Raw genomic sequence first — 16,276 nt, forward strand, 5'->3', positions numbered from 1 at the left:
CTCGGTTTAGGACTCTATCCGGTGGTCTTCAAGAACGGTGAATCCCCGTGCTGTCAAGGCGTTCCGGAGCTCCACCCGGTCATCCAGGGCCAGGTTGACGCCCTTGACCTCTTGCCAGACCTCGTGGCCCCGGCCGGCGACGAGGATGGTGTCGCCGGCTCCGGCGAGCTCCACGGCCTTCAGGATGGCGGCGTCGCGCGGGAAAACCTCCAGGACGGTGCAGTCCAGGCCTTCGCTGTCCTTGGCCGCCAGGGCGCCGGCGAGGACGTCCTGGCGGATGGCCGCCGCGTCCTCGTCGTGGGGGTCGTCGTCGCTGACAATCACGGTGTCGGCCAGCCGGGCCGCGATGGCCCCCATGGCGGGCCGCTTGCTTTGGTCGCGCTGCCCGGTGGCGCCGAAGACGATGATCACTTTGGACCCGGGTTCCGGGGAGCGGACGGCCTCAAGGGCGCGTTCCAGGGCGTCGGGGTTGTGGGCGAAGTCCACCACGGCTGCCGGGGCCGTGGACACGAGCTGCATCCGGCCGGGAACGGCCACCGTGAAGGGATCGCCGGCGTCGAGGGCGGCCTGCACGGCGGCGGGCTCGTGGCCGCCCGCGAGCACCATGACGGTGGCCAGGGCTGCGTTGGCGACGTTGAAGCTTCCCGGCAGGCCGGTGTGGACGCGCAGCTCGGCGCCGTCGCGGTGGCGGAGGATGAAGTCGGAGCCGAGTCCCCGCGGCGTGGTCCGGACCACGGTCCAATCGGCGGTCCAGCCCGTGTCCGCGGGACCGCTGGCAGTACCGCCGGTCGTGCCGCCGGTCGGGGCAGTGCTGGTGGCGAGGGTCGTCACGGGGATGCCTGCGGCGGCAGCAAGCCTGCGGCCCCAGTCATCGTCCACGGTCACGACGGCGGCGCGGGCGCGTTCCGGGGTGAACAGCTGGGCCTTGGTCTGGAAGTACTCCTCCATGGTTCCGTGCAGGTCCAGATGGTCCTGGGTGAGGTTGGTGAACCCGGCGACGTCGAAGACCACGGCGTCCACGCGGTGGAAGGAGATCGCGTGCGAGGACACTTCCATGGACGCGGCATCGAGCCCGCGCTCACGCATCAGGGCGAGCAGGGCGTGCACATCCGTGGATTCCGGGGTGGTGAGCAGGCTCGGGATCGGCTCGCCGCCAGCCAGGATCTCGATCGTCCCGATCAGTCCGGTCCGCTTGCCCAGTGCCCGCAGGAGGGCATTGATGAAGTACGTCGTGGTGGTCTTGCCGTTTGTGCCCGTCACCCCGAAGAGGGCCGGAGCGCCGGCGCCGTCGGGCCGGCTCCGGTAGATCAGCGCCGACAGCCGGCCGACCACGTTGCGCGGCTCGGCAACGAGCAGCACGGGAACGGGGATGTCGTTGGCGAGCGCCAGCAGGCGCGCCCCGGCGTCGTCCGTCAGCACCGCCACGGCACCGGCGTCGACGGCGTCGGCCACAAAGTCGGCGCCGTGCCGCGTGGCGCCTGGCAGGGCCACGTACAGGTCGCCGGGGCGGACCGCCCGGGAGTTCAGGGAGATCCCGGTGACCGGGACGGCGCTGGATGCCCCGGGAACGACGACGCCGATCGACTCACCGATGGCTGCCAGCGGCACTGCGGCAACAGCAGCGGGCCGGAAGCCCGGGGTGGCGTCGTGGCCGGACGGCGCGGAAGCGTCGGGGGCGGTGAGCTCAGACAAGTGGATCTCCGTTGTGGTGCTAGTGGATCGGGCGCTTTTGGATCCGGCGCTGCGCACGGAGACGAACTCCGGCCCGCAGGCACTGGGGTGTGGCGCCGGACGGGGACGTCCGGGTGCCGGGTGGAACAGGGGCTACTTGGCGTACTGCGGCAGCCGGGCGGGTTCGCCGGTGGAGGGCTGGACGTTGAACGTGCGCAGCGTCTGGCTCATCACCGAACGGAACACCGGTCCGTTGGTGATTCCGTAGATGCTTCCCTTGGGCCGTTGCAGGACCACCTCCACAATAAACCGCGGATCGTCCATGGGCGCCATTCCGATGATGGAGGCGGTGAAGCCGCAAAAGCCCGATTTGCCGTCGTCGCAGGGCGATTCAGACGTACCCGTTTTGGCGCCCACCCGGTACCCGTCGATGGCGGCTTCCTTGATCTCGCCTTCGGTCACGGCGCTTTCCAGGATGTCGCGGACCTGCTTTGCGGTGTCCTTCGAGACGACCTGCTGCGGGTCCTTGGCAGGGACTTTTTCTTCGGTCCCGTCCGGGTCGATGTAGCTGTCGATCAGCCTCGGCTGGAGCATCACGCCGTCGTTGGCGATGCTTTGATAGGCCCGGACGGTCTGGAGGGTGGATTGGGCGACGCCCTGGCCGAAGAGGACGGTGTACTCCTGGCGGCCGTCCCACTGGTCGGCCGGGGTCAGGATGCCCTTGGACTCCGCCGGCAGGCCGATGTCCGGCGCCTCTCCGATACCGAACTTCCGCAGCCAGTCATAGCGCTGGTCCTTGCTCAGGCGCTGGCCCACCATGACGGTGCCGGTATTCATGGAATATCCCACGATTCCTGCCAGTGTGCGTTGCTCGGTGCCGTGCTCGAACGCGTCGCTGAAGGTTTGCCCGTCCACGGTGTAGGTCGGCGGAATCGTGAAGGTATCCAGCGGGCTGGACTTGCCTTCCTGTATCACGGCCGCGGCGGTGATCATCTTCTCCACGGAACCGGGCTCGTACGCGGCGGTGACGGCCCGGACGCCGCGGTCCTGGGGGCCGACCTTGCCGGGGTCGTTGGGATCCGGGGCGTCGGTGTCCGCCATGGCAATGATGTTGCCGGTCTTGACGTCGGAGACAACGATGACGCCCCACTCGGCGCCGAGTTTGTCCTTCTGGCTTTGGATCGCCTGCTGGGAGAAGTACTGCAGGTCCGAGTTCAGCGTGAGCTTGATGTCCTTGCCGTTGACCGCGGGCGTCAACTGGTCCACGCCGACGGGGATACGCAGGCCGTCCGCCCCTATTTCGAAGACGCGCTTGCCGGGCGTGCCTTTGAGGATGTCGTCCTGGGTCTGCTCGAGCCCGGCCTGTCCGGTGGTGCCGTCCTGGAGAAACCCGACGATCCCGCCGGCCACGGAGCCGTTGGGGTAGACCCGCTTGCTGGTGCCTTCGGTGACAATGCCGGGAATCTGCAGCTTCGATATCTTGTCTTCGACATCGGGTTTCAAGTCCTTGGCCACGATGTAGTAGCGCTTGGTGCCGGTGAGGGCATCGCGCAGGGCATCGCGGTCCATGCCGAGCACGGACGCGAGTTCGGAGATGCCCTGATCCCGGGTGACTGTAACGAGTTCGTCCTTGCCGTTGACCGTTTGGAGCCGGCGGAAGGAATCGGTCTTGGTGTTCACGGTCTGGTCCACCACGATGTTGTAGCGGATGACGCTACTGGCCAGGACTGTGCCGGACGAATCGAGGATGCTGCCGCGCTCGGCGGGCAGCTCAACGGAGGTGAGCCGGTTATTGAGGGCAGCCTCTGCCATGCCCCCGACGTCCAGCCCCTGGACCATGAACAGCTTCCCGCCGACCACCAGCAGCAGCGTCAGCATGATGCCGAGTCCCACGCGGAGCCGCCGGGTGGCGTTTGGGGCTTTCGCCTTGCTTGCCTTGCCGGAGTTCTGCGCCACGTTGAATCCTTGCTGCTTGCCTTGCTGGTGGTCAGTGAACGTTACTGTCCGGGAACCTTCTGCGCGGGGGCCGGAACCGAACCTCCGTGGAGTTCCGCGGCCGGAGCCGGTGCGGCGGGTGCGGCCGCCCCGGCCGCCGGTGCCTGAGCTGTGCCAGCCGGGACTCCATCGGCCGTCTTGGTGTCAGCCGGGACTCCGTCCGTCGTTTTGGTGTCGGCCGGTTTGCGCTGGGCGAGCGGTTCCTTGTCCGAGACCGGCGGAACGACCGTGAGCTGCCCGGCGACAGCCGGCGCGGCGATGACGGCGCCGGTGGCATCGCCCTTGACGGCCGGCTTGGCCTTGCCGGTGACGCTGAGGGTAGAGAGGTCGATCTGGCCCTTCGCAAGGGAAGCAACCATGCCCAGCTCGGTGGCTTTGGCCGCGAGGTTTTGCGGGGCGTCGAAGTTCTGCACCTGCTGCGTCAGGTCCTGGTTCTGCTTCGTCAGGGTGGTCTGCTCACCGCGGAGCTGGACCAGCTGGTACTGGGCGGAGGAGACGGAGATGTTCAGGACCAGCACGGCCATGAGGGCAATCGCCAGGAAGCCGAAGCAGAGGACCACGAACGGCGCGCGGCGCTTGCGGGGGGAGGAGCGGACCACCGACAGCGGAGTGCGCGACTTCCGGGTCTGGTCTTGGCCGGGTCGGAGGCCCGGCAGGGCGCGGGCGGTGGCGCCCTGGGCAACGGGGTAGCTGTTGACGGCGGCGTTGCTCATGCTGCTCTCCTGGCTTTGATGCGTTCGACGGCGCGCAACCGGGCGGAAGCTGCGCGTGGGTTTTCAGCGATTTCAGCGGGGGTGGGCACCTCGGTGCCCTTCGTGAGGGTCTTTAGTTCGGCTTTGTGCTCTTCGAGCTCAACCGGGAACCCAAGCGGGGCAGAGGACTTCGAACCGGATTGGAAGAACCCCTTGACGATCTTGTCCTCCAGCGAGTGGTAGGACATGACGACGACCCTGCCACCCAGGGCGATGGCGTTGATGGCAGCCGGGATGGCGCGCTCCAGGACATCCAGTTCCTCGTTGACCTCGATCCGGAGCGCCTGGAAGGTGCGCTTTGCGGGGTGGCCTCCGGTCTTGGCGGCACCGGAAGGCACCACGGACCGGATCTGCTCGACGAGTTCACCGGTGGTGGTGAAGGGCTTCTCGGCGCGTGCGGCCACGATCCTGTTCGCGATGCGGCCGGCAAACTTTTCTTCGCCCCATTTCCGGATGATCCGGACGAGGTCTTCTTCGCTGTAGTTGTTGACGACGTCAGCGGCGGTCTGGCCGCGGCTGGTGTCCATCCGCATGTCCAGGGGTGCGTCGAACGAGTAGGCGAAACCCCGCTCCCGCTCGTCCAGTTGCAGGGAAGAGACGCCCAGGTCCATGAGCACGCCGTGGACCTCGTCGAAGCCCAGATCCTCAAGGACGTCAGGGATTTCGTCGTAGACGGCGTGAACGAGGTCGGTCCGGTCCGCGAAGGGCGCCAAGCGCTCCCCCGCCAAGGCCAGGGCTTCCTCGTCACGGTCAATGCCGATCAGGTGGAGGTCCGGGAAGCGCTGCAGGAGGGCCTCGGAGTGGCCGCCCATGCCAAGAGTCGCATCGATCACCACAGGGGTCTCGCCGCGGCTCCGGGCAGCTTCGATGCCGGGGGCCAACAAATTGATGCACCGGTCCTTGAGGACCGGCACATGGCGTTCGGACGTAGGCTTCGCCTGGTCGGGATCAGTCATACCTTCGTCCTTTCGTTGACCTTCTTGGTTGCGCGTTGCTGGTTGCTCGTTGCCAATTGCGGCTCTTACGCAACGTTCCTTGGTCCAGATCCCCATCCGCGCCTACCCTGCGCCGGCCTGGCTCCGGGGAAGTGAGCCAGGACAACAACCGGATGGGCGGCTGGAGATCTCGATCAAGGAACGTTGTGAACTGTAGGTCTATTGGGGGTTCAGAGAATCCCCGGGATGGCGTCGTCGGTTTCCGAGAAGGCGGTTTCCTTTTCGGCCAGGTACTCACTCCATGCCTGGGCGTCCCAGATCTCCGCACGGGATCCTGCGCCGATGACGGCGAGTTCCCGGCCAAGACCTGCATACTCCCGGAGCGCCGGCGGAATCGTCACGCGCCCCTGCTTGTCAGGTACCTCGTCCGAGGCTCCAGAGAGGAAAACACGGATGTAGTCACGTGCCTGCTTGGAGGAAATTGGAGCCTCCCGCATCTGCTCGTGAACCCGGCCGAATTCCGCCTCACTGAAGACGTAGATGCAACGTTCCTGGCCCCTTGTGAGAACCAGCCCGCCGGCAAGTTCCTCACGGAACTTCGCGGGGAGGATAATTCGACCTTTTTCGTCCAGACGTGGCGAATGTGTGCCGAGAAACACGGCCCACCGCCTGTCTGTTCTAGGAAGCCCAACGTCCCCTGTGCTGCCACTACCCTCTTACGTCCTCCACATTACTCCACATCGCTCCACAGTCAACGACACGCCCGGGATGTTTACGCAAATATGCGGATGTTTATCCCCTTTCTTCCCAGCATTTGCAGGGAAACAAGATTGGTGGGTGAAAGTGGAGGGATTTTGCTTGGAGTACCTCAGGCGGCGTTGGAGATTAAGGCCACAGGCCTGGCTCCGGCCCGAAACAATTCCGGGGAGCCCGTTTTGCATCCCGGCCACAGGGAAATTGCCGCTTTAAATGGCGAAAGACCCGCCGAAGCGGGTCTTTCGCCGTCCGCCCGCAGACCGGTGGCGGAAAGTGGAGGGCTTACGCAGCCCTCACGGAGCAGTTCAGGATTCCCCCCGGTGCCGTTCGTCCCAGCGCTGTTCGAGATTGCTCATGAACGAACTCCTGGGTTTGCCCTGCTTACCGGCGCCCCTGCCCTTGCCAACACCCGTACTGCGCATCGTGGCGTAGTACACACCGGCGCCCATGACCACAAACCCCACTACGCCGACGAGGATGATTTGCGTCCAGACTCCCGTCAGCAACAACAGGACGCCCGCGAGAGTCGCGAGCACTCCGATGACGAGGTGACGGGTGGACCAAGAGCGGCCGGAGACTGATCCCATCGAACTGGCGAATTTGGGATCGTCCTCATTCAGCTGCTTCTCAAGTTGCTCAAGCAACTTCTGTTCGTGCTCCGAGAGCGGCATCACGACCTCCTCAAGTCTGCCAACGTCGGGACTTGACGTGGCCATTGCCCTAAACCCCTAACGCCCGGGATTCCGAAGTGGTTCCCGTTCACCGCCATTGGTGAAAGGGGCGACTCAAAAGTCCCGTGCCGGCCTCAGGCGGCGAGGTCGTCACCCCAACGATCGATCCAGTCGTCCTAAACCCTAGGTATTAATAAGGATAGATTGTTGCGGCCCGTTCTGAAAGACAGTCTTAAGGCCCTGTCTGCGCTCTCAAGGCCATGGGCGTTGGTGCCGCGACGGGCCGGATGGCTCATTCGGTCGAGCCCCCGGGATCAAGGAGCCGCGCGGGTAGAACCGACTTATTCCCGAATTTGCGGGTGACCGCGTCGAGGGCTTGTTCGGCGGCGCGCCAGTTGTCGTCGCGGCGGTCCAGGCTGAGCTGGAGGGGCGCGTGGGCGGCCTCTTCCAGCTGTTCCGCCCGGATGCCGATGAGCCGGACTGTCATGGGCCGCTCGCCTACCGATTGCAGGAGCTGCACCGCCACGGCGTAGAGCAGCTGGGCGCTGTCGATCGGGGTGTTCACGGTGCGGCTGCGGGTAATGGTGGAAAAATCCGCGTAGCGCAGCTTCAGGGCCACGGTGCGGGCGTGCATGCCGGCGCCACGGAGGCGTTCCGCCGTCCGGTGCGAAAGCCGCAGCAGTTCGCGGTGGAGCAGGACGTCGTCGGCGGTGTCCGTGACGAACGTCTCTTCAGCCCCGATGCTCTTTTCCAGCCGGACCGGTGTCACGGGCCGAGGATCGATGCCCCAGGAGAGCCGGTAAACGTGCTCCCCCGAGGCTCCCAGCAGTTTCCGCAGCGTGGGCAGGGGTGCCGCCGCGACGTCGGCCACGGTCCGGATACCCTTCCGGGCAAGGACCTCGACGGTCTTGCCGCCGACTCCCCAGAGCGCACTGACCGGAAGGCTGTGCAGGTACGGGACGGTGTCTTCGGGCCTGATCAGCAGCAGCCCGTCCGGTTTGCAGCGGGTGGACGCGATTTTGGCCACAAACTTGCTGGCGGCGATGCCCACCGAGGCCGTGATTCCCAATTCCCGGGACACACGGGCGCGGATCAGTTCGCCGATCTCCCGCGGCGGGCCGAGACGACGGATGGCTCCCCCGACGTCCAGGAACGCCTCGTCCACGCTGAGCGGCTCCACGAGGTCGGTGATGGAACCGAAGATGGCCATGATCTGGCCGGACACCTCGTAGTAGAGCTTGTGGCGGGGCTCGATGATGACCGCCGAGGGGCACATGCGTGCCGCAACCGCCATGGGCATCGCTGACCTGACGCCGAACGCCCGGGCTTCATAGGAGGCGGAGAGCACCACGGACCGGTCCGCCGGATAGCCGACAATCACGGGCTTTCCCTTCAGCCCGGGACGGCTGCGCAGCTCCACCGAGACGAAGAATGCGTCCATGTCAACGTGCAGGATGCTGGTGCGCCGGAGGTCGCGCAGTGATTCGTCGCTAAGACGCGCCTGGGGCTGCATATTGGCGTGCACAGTTGGCTGCACTCCGCCCCTTGCTCCCTGGTGTTTGTCTGCGTCCGGCCCCACGTCTTCAATCCTATGCCCGGGGACTGACTAAACTGGAGGCTGATTCCGCGTCGACACCAGGAGGAAAGTCCCTGTGAAGGTATTTGGACAGCGCAAACGTGCCACGGCGGCCATCGCGGCGGCGGGCACGTTACTGGCCTTGGCCGCATGCACGCCGGCCAGCACCGGGACTCCGGCGGCGTCGTCGACGTCAACGTCGAGCTCTGCGGCATCGCCGCAATCCTCCACTACGGCTCCGCCCAGCCCCTCCGCGGAGCCTGGCACCTCAGCCACCGTCGGCGCGCTGGTTCCCGGCTTCCCGCAGACGCTCCTGCCGCTCATGCCCGCAGCCAAGGTGGTGTCCAGCAGCTTCGACAAGACCACCGTGCCGGCCACCGTGGCACTCGTCGGAAGCATTACGGCGCCGGCCGCCGACGTCTTGGCCTTCTACACCAAGGGGCTGGAGGCGCAGGGCTTCAAGGCCGTTCCCGGTGAAACCGTGGGCACGCTGCCTTCCAAGGACTTCCTTCGCGGCGACAACGAGACCGTGAACATCTCCGTCATGGAAACCGGTGGCGTGTCCACGTTCACCATTGGCGCGAACGTCGCTGCCGAGTCCGTCAAGTGACCCTCGCCGAACAGCTGCGACTCGAGCAGACGGCCTTCGTGGCCGCCGTCGCCGGCAAGCTCACGGATTTCCTGACCAGCCGCCAGGCGGTCATGTCCTCGATCTCGCAGGACATCGATCCGCTCATGGGCTCGATCTCCAACCTGGTCACCGGCGGCAAGCGCCTCCGGGCCCTCATGTGTTATTGGGGTTGGCGCGGCGCCGGCGGGGAGGCCGGCGCGGCCGAGGTGGTGACGGCGGGCTCGGCCCTGGAGTTGTTCCAGGCCGCGGCCCTGATCCACGATGACATCATTGACCGCTCCGATACCCGGCGTGGCGGCCCCAGCGTCCACCGCCGATTCAGCGAACTGCACGAGACCCAGGGCTGGGCGCTGGACAGTGAGCGGTTCGGCCATGCCGCCGCCATCCTGACCGGCGATCTCTGCCTGTCCTTCAGCGAGGAATCGTTCACGGAAATCGGACACCGCGCCGCGTCCGGTAGCCCCGCGCGGCTGATCTTCAACCTCATGCGCGCCGAAGTGATGGCCGGGCAGTATCTGGACATCCTCGAAGAGGTCGCCGGGCCGCGGCGGGACCGCGCCGGTGCGGTCAGCCGGGCCCAGTCCATCATTCGGTTCAAGTCGGCCAAGTACTCCACGGAGCACCCGCTCGCGCTGGGGGGCGCCCTTGCCGGTGCCGGCGACGAGCTGCTGCGCGGCTATTCAGCTTTTGCCCTGCCGCTCGGCGAAGCGTTCCAGTTGCGCGACGACGTCCTTGGCGTCTTCGGCGACCCTGTCACCACCGGCAAACCTGCCGGTGACGATCTGCGCGAGGGCAAGCGCACGGTCCTGGTCGCGTTCGCCCTGGACCAGGCCTCGCCGGCCGAATCGGAGTTCATCGATGCCAAGCTCGGCAACCCCGAGCTCAGCGATGCCGACATTGCGGAGATCCGGCGGATCATCGTGGACTGCGGGGCGCTCCAGGCCACGGAAGTACTCATTGAGGAGTTCGGGAAGGCGGCCTTTGCCGCCCTGGATCTCCTGCCGCTGGAGGAGCTGCCCAAGACCGCGCTCCGCAAACTGGCGGAAGCCACGGTCAGCCGCGCCGCCTGACCCGGGCCCGGCCCCGGACCCCGGGCCGGGAAGACGCGAAACGGGCCGTGCACAGCGACATGCGCTGTACACGGCCCGCAACTGCCAAAACGCCACGTGTTCGATACGTGTTAAGACGTATTAGATGCGTGTTAAACAGGACTGGCAGTGATGAAGACGACCGGACCTCGTTGAGGCTGCCGGTGCGATCAGTTCATGACTGCCAGGGTGCTCCTACCAGGCCAGGGACTGTGCCCGGCGGCGGATTTCTGTCTTGCGGCCTTCACGGAGGGCATCGATCGGCCGGCCCCGCAGGGATTCGTCCGGAGTGAAGAGCCAGCTGATCAGTTCCTCGTCCGAGTATCCGGCGTCCGAGAGGACAACGATGGTGCCCTTCAGGCTCTCCACTGCGTGGCCGTCCTGGATGAAAGCCGCCGGTACGGACCGGATGCGCCGGTCGCCGATTCTCACGGCCGCCAGCGCACGCTCGTCCAGAAGTGCATGGACCTTGGTAATAGATACGTTCAGAAGCTGTGCGACATCGGGCAGGGGCAGCCATTCGCCCACGAGGCTTTCTACATTACTCACGGATAAAGATTGCCACGGCGGGGGCCCCGCCGCCTAGTCGGGGTCCGGGTAAATGCCAGCCCGTCATAGCCAACCGGCCACGCCGGGAATGCTGCTCCGCTCCACCCGAAGTCCCGCCGGGACTCTCCGGGACTCTCCGGAACTCCGCCGGACTGCCCGGGCGCTCCCGCAGCACCAACAGGATCCGTATAAGGGACTGACAAGGGGCTCCCCTGGGTGTCCGACGCAACTGCGTGCGGAGGCCGACGTGCCGACACGGCGAAAATCGCTTTGCGGAATATCAAACAGTTCTTGTGCTAATTGCCAATTCATGAGACATTCACATAGATCACATTTGTAACAGAAATAACTTTTGTCACACTGGTAACACCAGTTGTACCGGCCTGACCGCAGCGTTGCCGCTGAGAAGAGGATCTTTCCAATGACAACCTCACGTGCGCCACAGCACCACCCGAGGCCCAGCCTGCCGCTGATCGCGGCGACGACGGCGGCGCTTCCCGCCGTCGTGCTTTCCTCCCTGGCGATCGCCCAGCCTGCGGCTGCCGAACCCCGTGCGCGTGCGGTCCCGGCAACCCTCGCGGCCGCCATGCGTGCACAGGCGAAAGCTGAGGTGGCCACGTCCCTCAAGGCGGCAGTGATTCCCGCCGCTTCCGTGCCGGTCACGCTGCCCAGCGCCCTGCGGCCGGCGCAGTCGGCGGTTCCCGCCCAGTACACGATCGCCCGCGGCGACACCATCAGCGCCGTTGCCGGCCGCTACGGCCTGGACACCTACGCCGTGCTCAAGCTGAACAATCTGCAGGCCAACACCATCATTTACCCCGGGCAGAAGATCAAGCTCACGGGGTCCACGGCAGCCACACCGACCGCTTCAAAGCCGGCCGCTTCCGCCTCAGTGACGTCGGCCCAGGCCAGCGTCTACGTCGTGAAGTCCGGCGACACCCTGAGCGCCATCGCCGCCCGCCACGGCGTTGGGCTGTCCGAGGTCTTCAAGTGGAACGGGCTCGGTATGGGCTCCGTCATCTATCCCGGCCAGAAGGTCAAGGTTGGCGGCGGTTCCAGCACGCAGGCGCCGTCCGCTCCCGCGGCACCGGCCCCGGCAGCCCCGTCGAAGCCCGCAACGGCGCCGGCCAGCTCCGGTTCCTACACCATCAAGTCCGGCGACACCCTCTCCGGCATCGCGGCTCGCAACGGCGTCCGGCTCTCCGACGTCCTGTCCGCCAACCGGCTGACGATGTCGAGCATTATCTACCCGGGCCAGAAGCTTGTCATCCCGGGCGCGTCCACCCTCTCCCCGGCCTCGACGACGCCTGCCGCGACCCAGCCTGCCGCAACGACGCCGCTCGTGCCCAGCACGTTCCTCGGGTTCACCTACCCGGCTGCGGTGGTCAGCTCGGCCAACCAGAACAAGGCGCTGCTCAACGCTTCCCCCGTCCCCACCCGCGAACAGATGAAGTCGATCGTGGCGGACACGGCACGGCGTATGGGCGTCGACGCCAGCCTGGCCCTCGCCTTTGCGTACCAGGAATCAGGCTTCAACCAGCGCGCAGTGTCCCCGGCCAACGCGATCGGCACCATGCAGGTCATCCCGTCCTCGGGCGAGTGGGCCTCGGAGCTGGTGGGCCGCAAGCTGAACCTGCTGGATCCGTACGACAACGCCACGGCAGGCGTTGCGATCATCCGTCAGCTGGTGCGCACCAGCTCTGATCTGGACAATGCGATCGCCGGTTACTACCAGGGCCAGTACTCGGTCAGCCAGAACGGCATGTACGAGGACACCAAGGCCTATGTCGCCGCCATCAACGCCAACCGGACGCTGTTCAGCTAAATACAGGGTTCCGCTAAATACAGGCTCCCGCACGGCGGACCTCTTCGCTACGGGCCCGGATCGCATGTTGGTCCGGGCCCGTTTCTGTCCACCGACTAGGATTGTATGGTGCAGGAATACGTGTCGGACGCTCTCGTCGGGAACCTGGTGGACAATCGCTACCGGGTTCAATCCAAGCTTGCCCGCGGCGGGATGTCCACCGTGTACCTCGCCACGGACCAGCGCCTCGAGCGCGATGTCGCCCTGAAGGTGCTCCATCCCCACCTGGCCGACGATCCGCAGTTCCTGGATCGGCTGGGACGCGAAGCCAAAGCCGCAGCCCGGCTCTCCCATCCCCACGTGGTGGGCGTCCTGGACCAGGGCGAAGACGGCCCCCTTGCCTACCTCGTCATGGAGTACATCAAGGGCCACACCCTGCGGGACGTCCTCAACGAGAAGGGCGCCCTCTCACCGCGGCTGGCCCTGGCGCTGATCGACCCTGTGGTCGAGGGGCTGGGCGCGGCGCACGCCGCCGGCATGATCCACCGCGACATCAAGCCGGAAAACGTCCTGATCGCCGACGACGGGCGGATCAAGCTCGGCGACTTCGGCCTGGCACGCGCCATTTCGACGTCCACCAGCACCGGCGCCTTGATCGGGACTGTCGCCTACCTCTCCCCCGAGCTCGTGCTGGGCAAGCAGGCGGACGCCCGCAGCGATATCTACTCCGTCGGGATCATGCTCTACGAAATGGTCACCGGCCGGCAGCCGTTCGACGGCGAGGTGCCCATCCAGGTCGCCTACCAGCACGTCAATTCCACCGTGGAGGCACCGTCCGTTCAGGTGCCGGGGCTGGCCGCAGAGATCGACGAACTCGTCCAGTGGTGCACGGACCGGGACCCGGACAAGCGCCCCGTCGACGGGAACGCGCTGTTGTCCGAACTCCGGCACATTAGGACCAACCTCAGCGACGCCGAACTCGACCTCCAACCGCCGGCGGCCGTCCACCGCCCGCTGCCGGCCGTCGCCGCCCCGCCGAGCCGCCCGCCAGCCGGTGCCGTACCGGCGTCGGCCGTGCAGGACACTGCCTACGTGAGGCCCCCCAACGACATGCCCACCGAGGTGTACGGCGGCCTCCAGCAGCCCACGGAGATGATCTCCCGCGGCGGCAACCCGACCACCGTGATGACGAACGGACCGAGGCGTCCCGCCTACGGGCCGTTGTCCACCCCGGAAGACTCGTCCACTCCGGAAGACGGGGCTTATCAGGGCGCCGCAGGGTACGACGAACCCGGCGACGTCGGCACCGCCACCAGCAAGCGCGCCCAGCGCAAACTGGACCGGGACGAGGAAAAGGCGCGCCAGCGCGCCGCGGCCACGCCCACCAAGACCCTGCATGAGGGAAACCGGCGACGCCGCGGGCTGGTCTGGATTGTCCTCCTTGTGGTCGCGGCGCTCCTCGCCGCCGTCGCCGGCTGGTTCTTCGGCATGGGCCCCGGATCGCCCGGAACGATTCCCCCGGTGGCCAACAAGACTGTGGCGGAGGCCCAGGACCTGCTCCGCACGGCCGGGTTCCAATCCACCGTCAAGGACGTGTTCGACGACAACGTCTCGCCGGGCCTGGTGGTCGGCTCCGAGCCGAAGGCAGGCGAGGTCATCCGGAAATTCCAGCCAGTGTCACTTGCCGTGTCCAAGGGCCCGGAGCTGTTCCCGCTGCCGGACCTCACGGGGAAGACCCTGGACGACGCCAAGACCGCCCTCAACGGCGCCGAAATGGCCTTGGGTCCGATCACCGAGACGTTCGATGAGACGGCGCCGGCCGGGACTGTCCTGGCCCAGGCGCCGCGCAGCGGCAATCCCGTCAGGCACGGGACTCAGGTGGGCCTGACGGTCTCCAAGGGACCGCAGCCCATTCCGGTTCCGGATGTCCGCGGCCAGGAGCAGGGTGCCGCTGTGAAGGCCCTCGAAGCCGCCGGGCTGAAGGCCGTCGTGGCCCCGGATCCGGTCAATGACCGGACCGTCCCGAAGGGGGCGGTGGTGGCCCAGGACCCTGCCTCCGGCAACCTGACCAAGGGCGGATCCGTGACGCTGACGATTTCCAAGGGACCGAAGCTCGTCCAGGTACCGAGTGTCTTCCGCAAGCCTGAAGCCGAGGCAGTCCAAGCTCTCAAGGATGCGGGATTCGACGTGAAAGTCACGTACGCCTTCGGCGCATCGGTACTGGGGCTGGTCGCGGGCCAGGACAAGACCGGCCAGCAGCCAGAAGGCTCACTCATCACGATCACCGTAACTTAGCTCGGCGGAGACTAGCGCCGCCCCACACACAAAAAAGCTCCGCCCGGCTGGACCAGCCGGGCGGAGCTTTTGTGACAGGACTTCAGTTCTTTGTCAGGACTTCAGACAGTGCAGCGGGTCAGCGCTTGGAGAGCGCACCGGCCACGAGGAACGCCATTTCGAGCGACTGCATGTGGTTCAGGCGCGGATCGCAGACCGATTCGTAGCGGTCCAGGAAGGCTTCCTGGTCGATCGGGTCGGCCCCGCCAAGGCATTCGGCGACGTCGTCGCCCGTCATCTCCACGTGCAGGCCGCCGGGAACGGTGCCGAGCGCGTGGTGGACCTCGAAGAATCCGCGGACTTCGTCGATGACGTCGTCGAAATTGCGGGTCTTGTAGCCGTTGGGCGAGGTGACCGTGTTGCCGTGCATGGGGTCGGTGACCCACAGGACCTGTGCGCCGGACGCGGTGACGCGCTCGACGATCGGCGGCAGTTTCTCGCGGATGTTGCCGGCGCCCATGCGGGTGATGAAGGTGAGCCGGCCAGGCTCCCGCTCCGGGTCCAGCTTGTCGATCAGGCGCAGGGCATCGTCGCCGGTGGTCGACGGGCCGAGCTTCACACCGATGGGGTTGCGGACGCGGGAGAGGAAGTCGACGTGCGCGTGGTCCAGTTCGCGGGTGCGCTCCCCGATCCACAGGAAGTGCGCCGAGGTGTCGTAGGGCAGCCCGGTACGCGAATCGATGCGGGTCAGGGCGCGCTCGTAGTCCAGCAGGAGGGCCTCGTGGCTCGCGTAGAACTCCACGCGCTTGAGTGCCTCGAAGTCGGCGCCGCAGGAGGCCATGAACTTGATGGCACGGTCGATGTCCCGGGCCAGCGACTCGTAACGGGCGTGCGCCGGATTTTCGGTGAAGCCCTTGTTCCACTGGTGCACCAGGCGCAGGTCCGCGAAGCCGCCCTGCGTGAACGCACGGATCAGGTTCAGGGTGGAGGCGGAGGTGTGGTACGCCTTGAGCATCCGGCTGGCATCATGCGCGCGGGACTCAGGGGTGAAGTCGTAGCCGTTGACGATGTCGCCACGGTAGGCCGGCAGGGTGACGCCGTCGCGTGTTTCGTCGTTGGAGGAGCGGGGCTTGGCGAACTGGCCCGCCATGCGGCCCATCTTGATGACCGGCATGGCCGCACCGTACGTGAGGACAACGGCCATCTGGAGGATGGTCCGGACGCGGGCACTGATCTTGTCCGCCGTCGCCGCTTCGAAGGTCTCGGCGCAGTCGCCGCCCTGGAGCAGGAACGCCTTGCCCTGCGCGGCGGCAGCGAGGCGTTCGCGAAGGATGTCCACTTCGCCCGCGAACACGAGGGGCGGGAGGACGGAAAGTTCCTTGACGGACGCTTCGAAGACAGCCGGGTCCGACCACGTGGGCTGTTGCGAGGCCGGGAGTTCCCGCCAGTTGTCCAGTCCGGGATAGTTGGCGGCTCCGCTCTGGGCGGTGCTGGTCAGCGGGGAAACTGGTTTCTCAGATAGCTCGGTCACTATCTAAGGATAGTTGTCCCGTGGCTGTTCGGCGGTCCCGCCT

The 16,276-nt window shown here is 66.4% G+C and carries 13 protein-coding genes; 4 read left to right on the forward strand and 9 right to left on the reverse strand.

Going from position 1 to position 16,276, the window contains the following annotated elements; genetic code table 11:
• Positions 1-6 precede the first annotated feature (6 nt).
• From ACVWZ7_RS03705 to dinB, 7 genes are all read right to left on the reverse strand, one after another.
• Complete coding sequence (locus tag ACVWZ7_RS03705) at positions 7-1,692, reverse strand: UDP-N-acetylmuramoyl-L-alanyl-D-glutamate--2,6-diaminopimelate ligase (RefSeq protein ID WP_456507025.1); 1,686 nt, start codon at positions 1,690-1,692, stop codon at positions 7-9.
• 132 nt (positions 1,693-1,824) lie between these two features.
• A complete protein-coding gene (locus tag ACVWZ7_RS03710; RefSeq protein ID WP_116767516.1) occupies positions 1,825-3,627 on the reverse strand; it encodes a peptidoglycan D,D-transpeptidase FtsI family protein in 1,803 nt (600 codons plus the stop codon).
• Between the two features lie 41 nt (positions 3,628-3,668).
• Entirely contained in the window at positions 3,669-4,379 is a 711-nt protein-coding gene (locus ACVWZ7_RS03715) for a hypothetical protein (RefSeq protein WP_116767518.1), read from the reverse strand.
• Positions 4,376-5,374 (reverse strand): 16S rRNA (cytosine(1402)-N(4))-methyltransferase RsmH, encoded by a 999-nt coding sequence (rsmH, locus tag ACVWZ7_RS03720; protein WP_344362203.1) that lies wholly within the window; start codon positions 5,372-5,374, stop codon positions 4,376-4,378. The genes ACVWZ7_RS03715 and rsmH overlap by 4 nt, the downstream gene beginning before the upstream one ends.
• A 209-nt stretch (positions 5,375-5,583) precedes the next feature.
• A complete protein-coding gene (mraZ, locus tag ACVWZ7_RS03725) occupies positions 5,584-6,012 on the reverse strand; it encodes a division/cell wall cluster transcriptional repressor MraZ (RefSeq protein WP_116767521.1) in 429 nt (142 codons plus the stop codon).
• 402 nt (positions 6,013-6,414) lie between these two features.
• On the reverse strand, positions 6,415-6,780 hold the full coding sequence (locus ACVWZ7_RS03730; protein ID WP_344362208.1) for a DUF3040 domain-containing protein: 366 nt from the start codon (positions 6,778-6,780) through the stop codon (positions 6,415-6,417).
• 292 nt (positions 6,781-7,072) lie between these two features.
• Positions 7,073-8,293 (reverse strand): DNA polymerase IV, encoded by a 1,221-nt coding sequence (gene dinB / locus ACVWZ7_RS03735; RefSeq protein WP_344362213.1) that lies wholly within the window; start codon positions 8,291-8,293, stop codon positions 7,073-7,075.
• Between the two features lie 139 nt (positions 8,294-8,432).
• Between dinB and ACVWZ7_RS03740 the strand changes: the two genes are divergently transcribed.
• Together ACVWZ7_RS03740 and ACVWZ7_RS03745 are read left to right on the forward strand one after the other, a co-directional pair.
• Positions 8,433-8,966, forward strand: coding sequence for a hypothetical protein (locus ACVWZ7_RS03740; protein ID WP_344362215.1), 534 nt, complete (start codon positions 8,433-8,435; stop codon positions 8,964-8,966).
• Entirely contained in the window at positions 8,963-10,057 is a 1,095-nt protein-coding gene (locus ACVWZ7_RS03745; RefSeq protein WP_344362218.1) for a polyprenyl synthetase family protein, read from the forward strand. Before ACVWZ7_RS03740 ends, ACVWZ7_RS03745 begins: the two co-directional genes overlap by 4 nt.
• A 213-nt stretch (positions 10,058-10,270) precedes the next feature.
• On the opposite strand, the gene ACVWZ7_RS03750 is transcribed toward ACVWZ7_RS03745, so the two are convergent.
• A complete protein-coding gene (locus ACVWZ7_RS03750; protein ID WP_091255100.1) occupies positions 10,271-10,624 on the reverse strand; it encodes an Rv2175c family DNA-binding protein in 354 nt (117 codons plus the stop codon).
• Between the two features lie 421 nt (positions 10,625-11,045).
• Here ACVWZ7_RS03750 and ACVWZ7_RS03755 point away from each other — a divergent pair, with 421 nt between their 5' ends.
• Positions 11,046-12,449: a LysM peptidoglycan-binding domain-containing protein gene (locus ACVWZ7_RS03755; protein ID WP_456507026.1), complete on the forward strand. Its 1,404-nt coding sequence runs from the start codon at positions 11,046-11,048 to the stop codon at positions 12,447-12,449.
• A 105-nt stretch (positions 12,450-12,554) separates the two neighbouring features.
• The gene (locus ACVWZ7_RS03760; protein ID WP_456507027.1) at positions 12,555-14,723 is read left to right on the forward strand and encodes a protein kinase domain-containing protein; all 2,169 of its coding nucleotides are present in this window, start codon (positions 12,555-12,557) and stop codon (positions 14,721-14,723) included.
• 118 nt (positions 14,724-14,841) lie between these two features.
• Here ACVWZ7_RS03760 and ACVWZ7_RS03765 read toward each other — a convergent pair whose 3' ends face one another.
• Positions 14,842-16,236, reverse strand: coding sequence for a class II 3-deoxy-7-phosphoheptulonate synthase (locus ACVWZ7_RS03765; protein ID WP_344362334.1), 1,395 nt, complete (start codon positions 16,234-16,236; stop codon positions 14,842-14,844).
• Positions 16,237-16,276 lie beyond the last annotated feature (40 nt).

It is taken from the genome of Arthrobacter sp. TE12232, assembly GCF_054062615.1.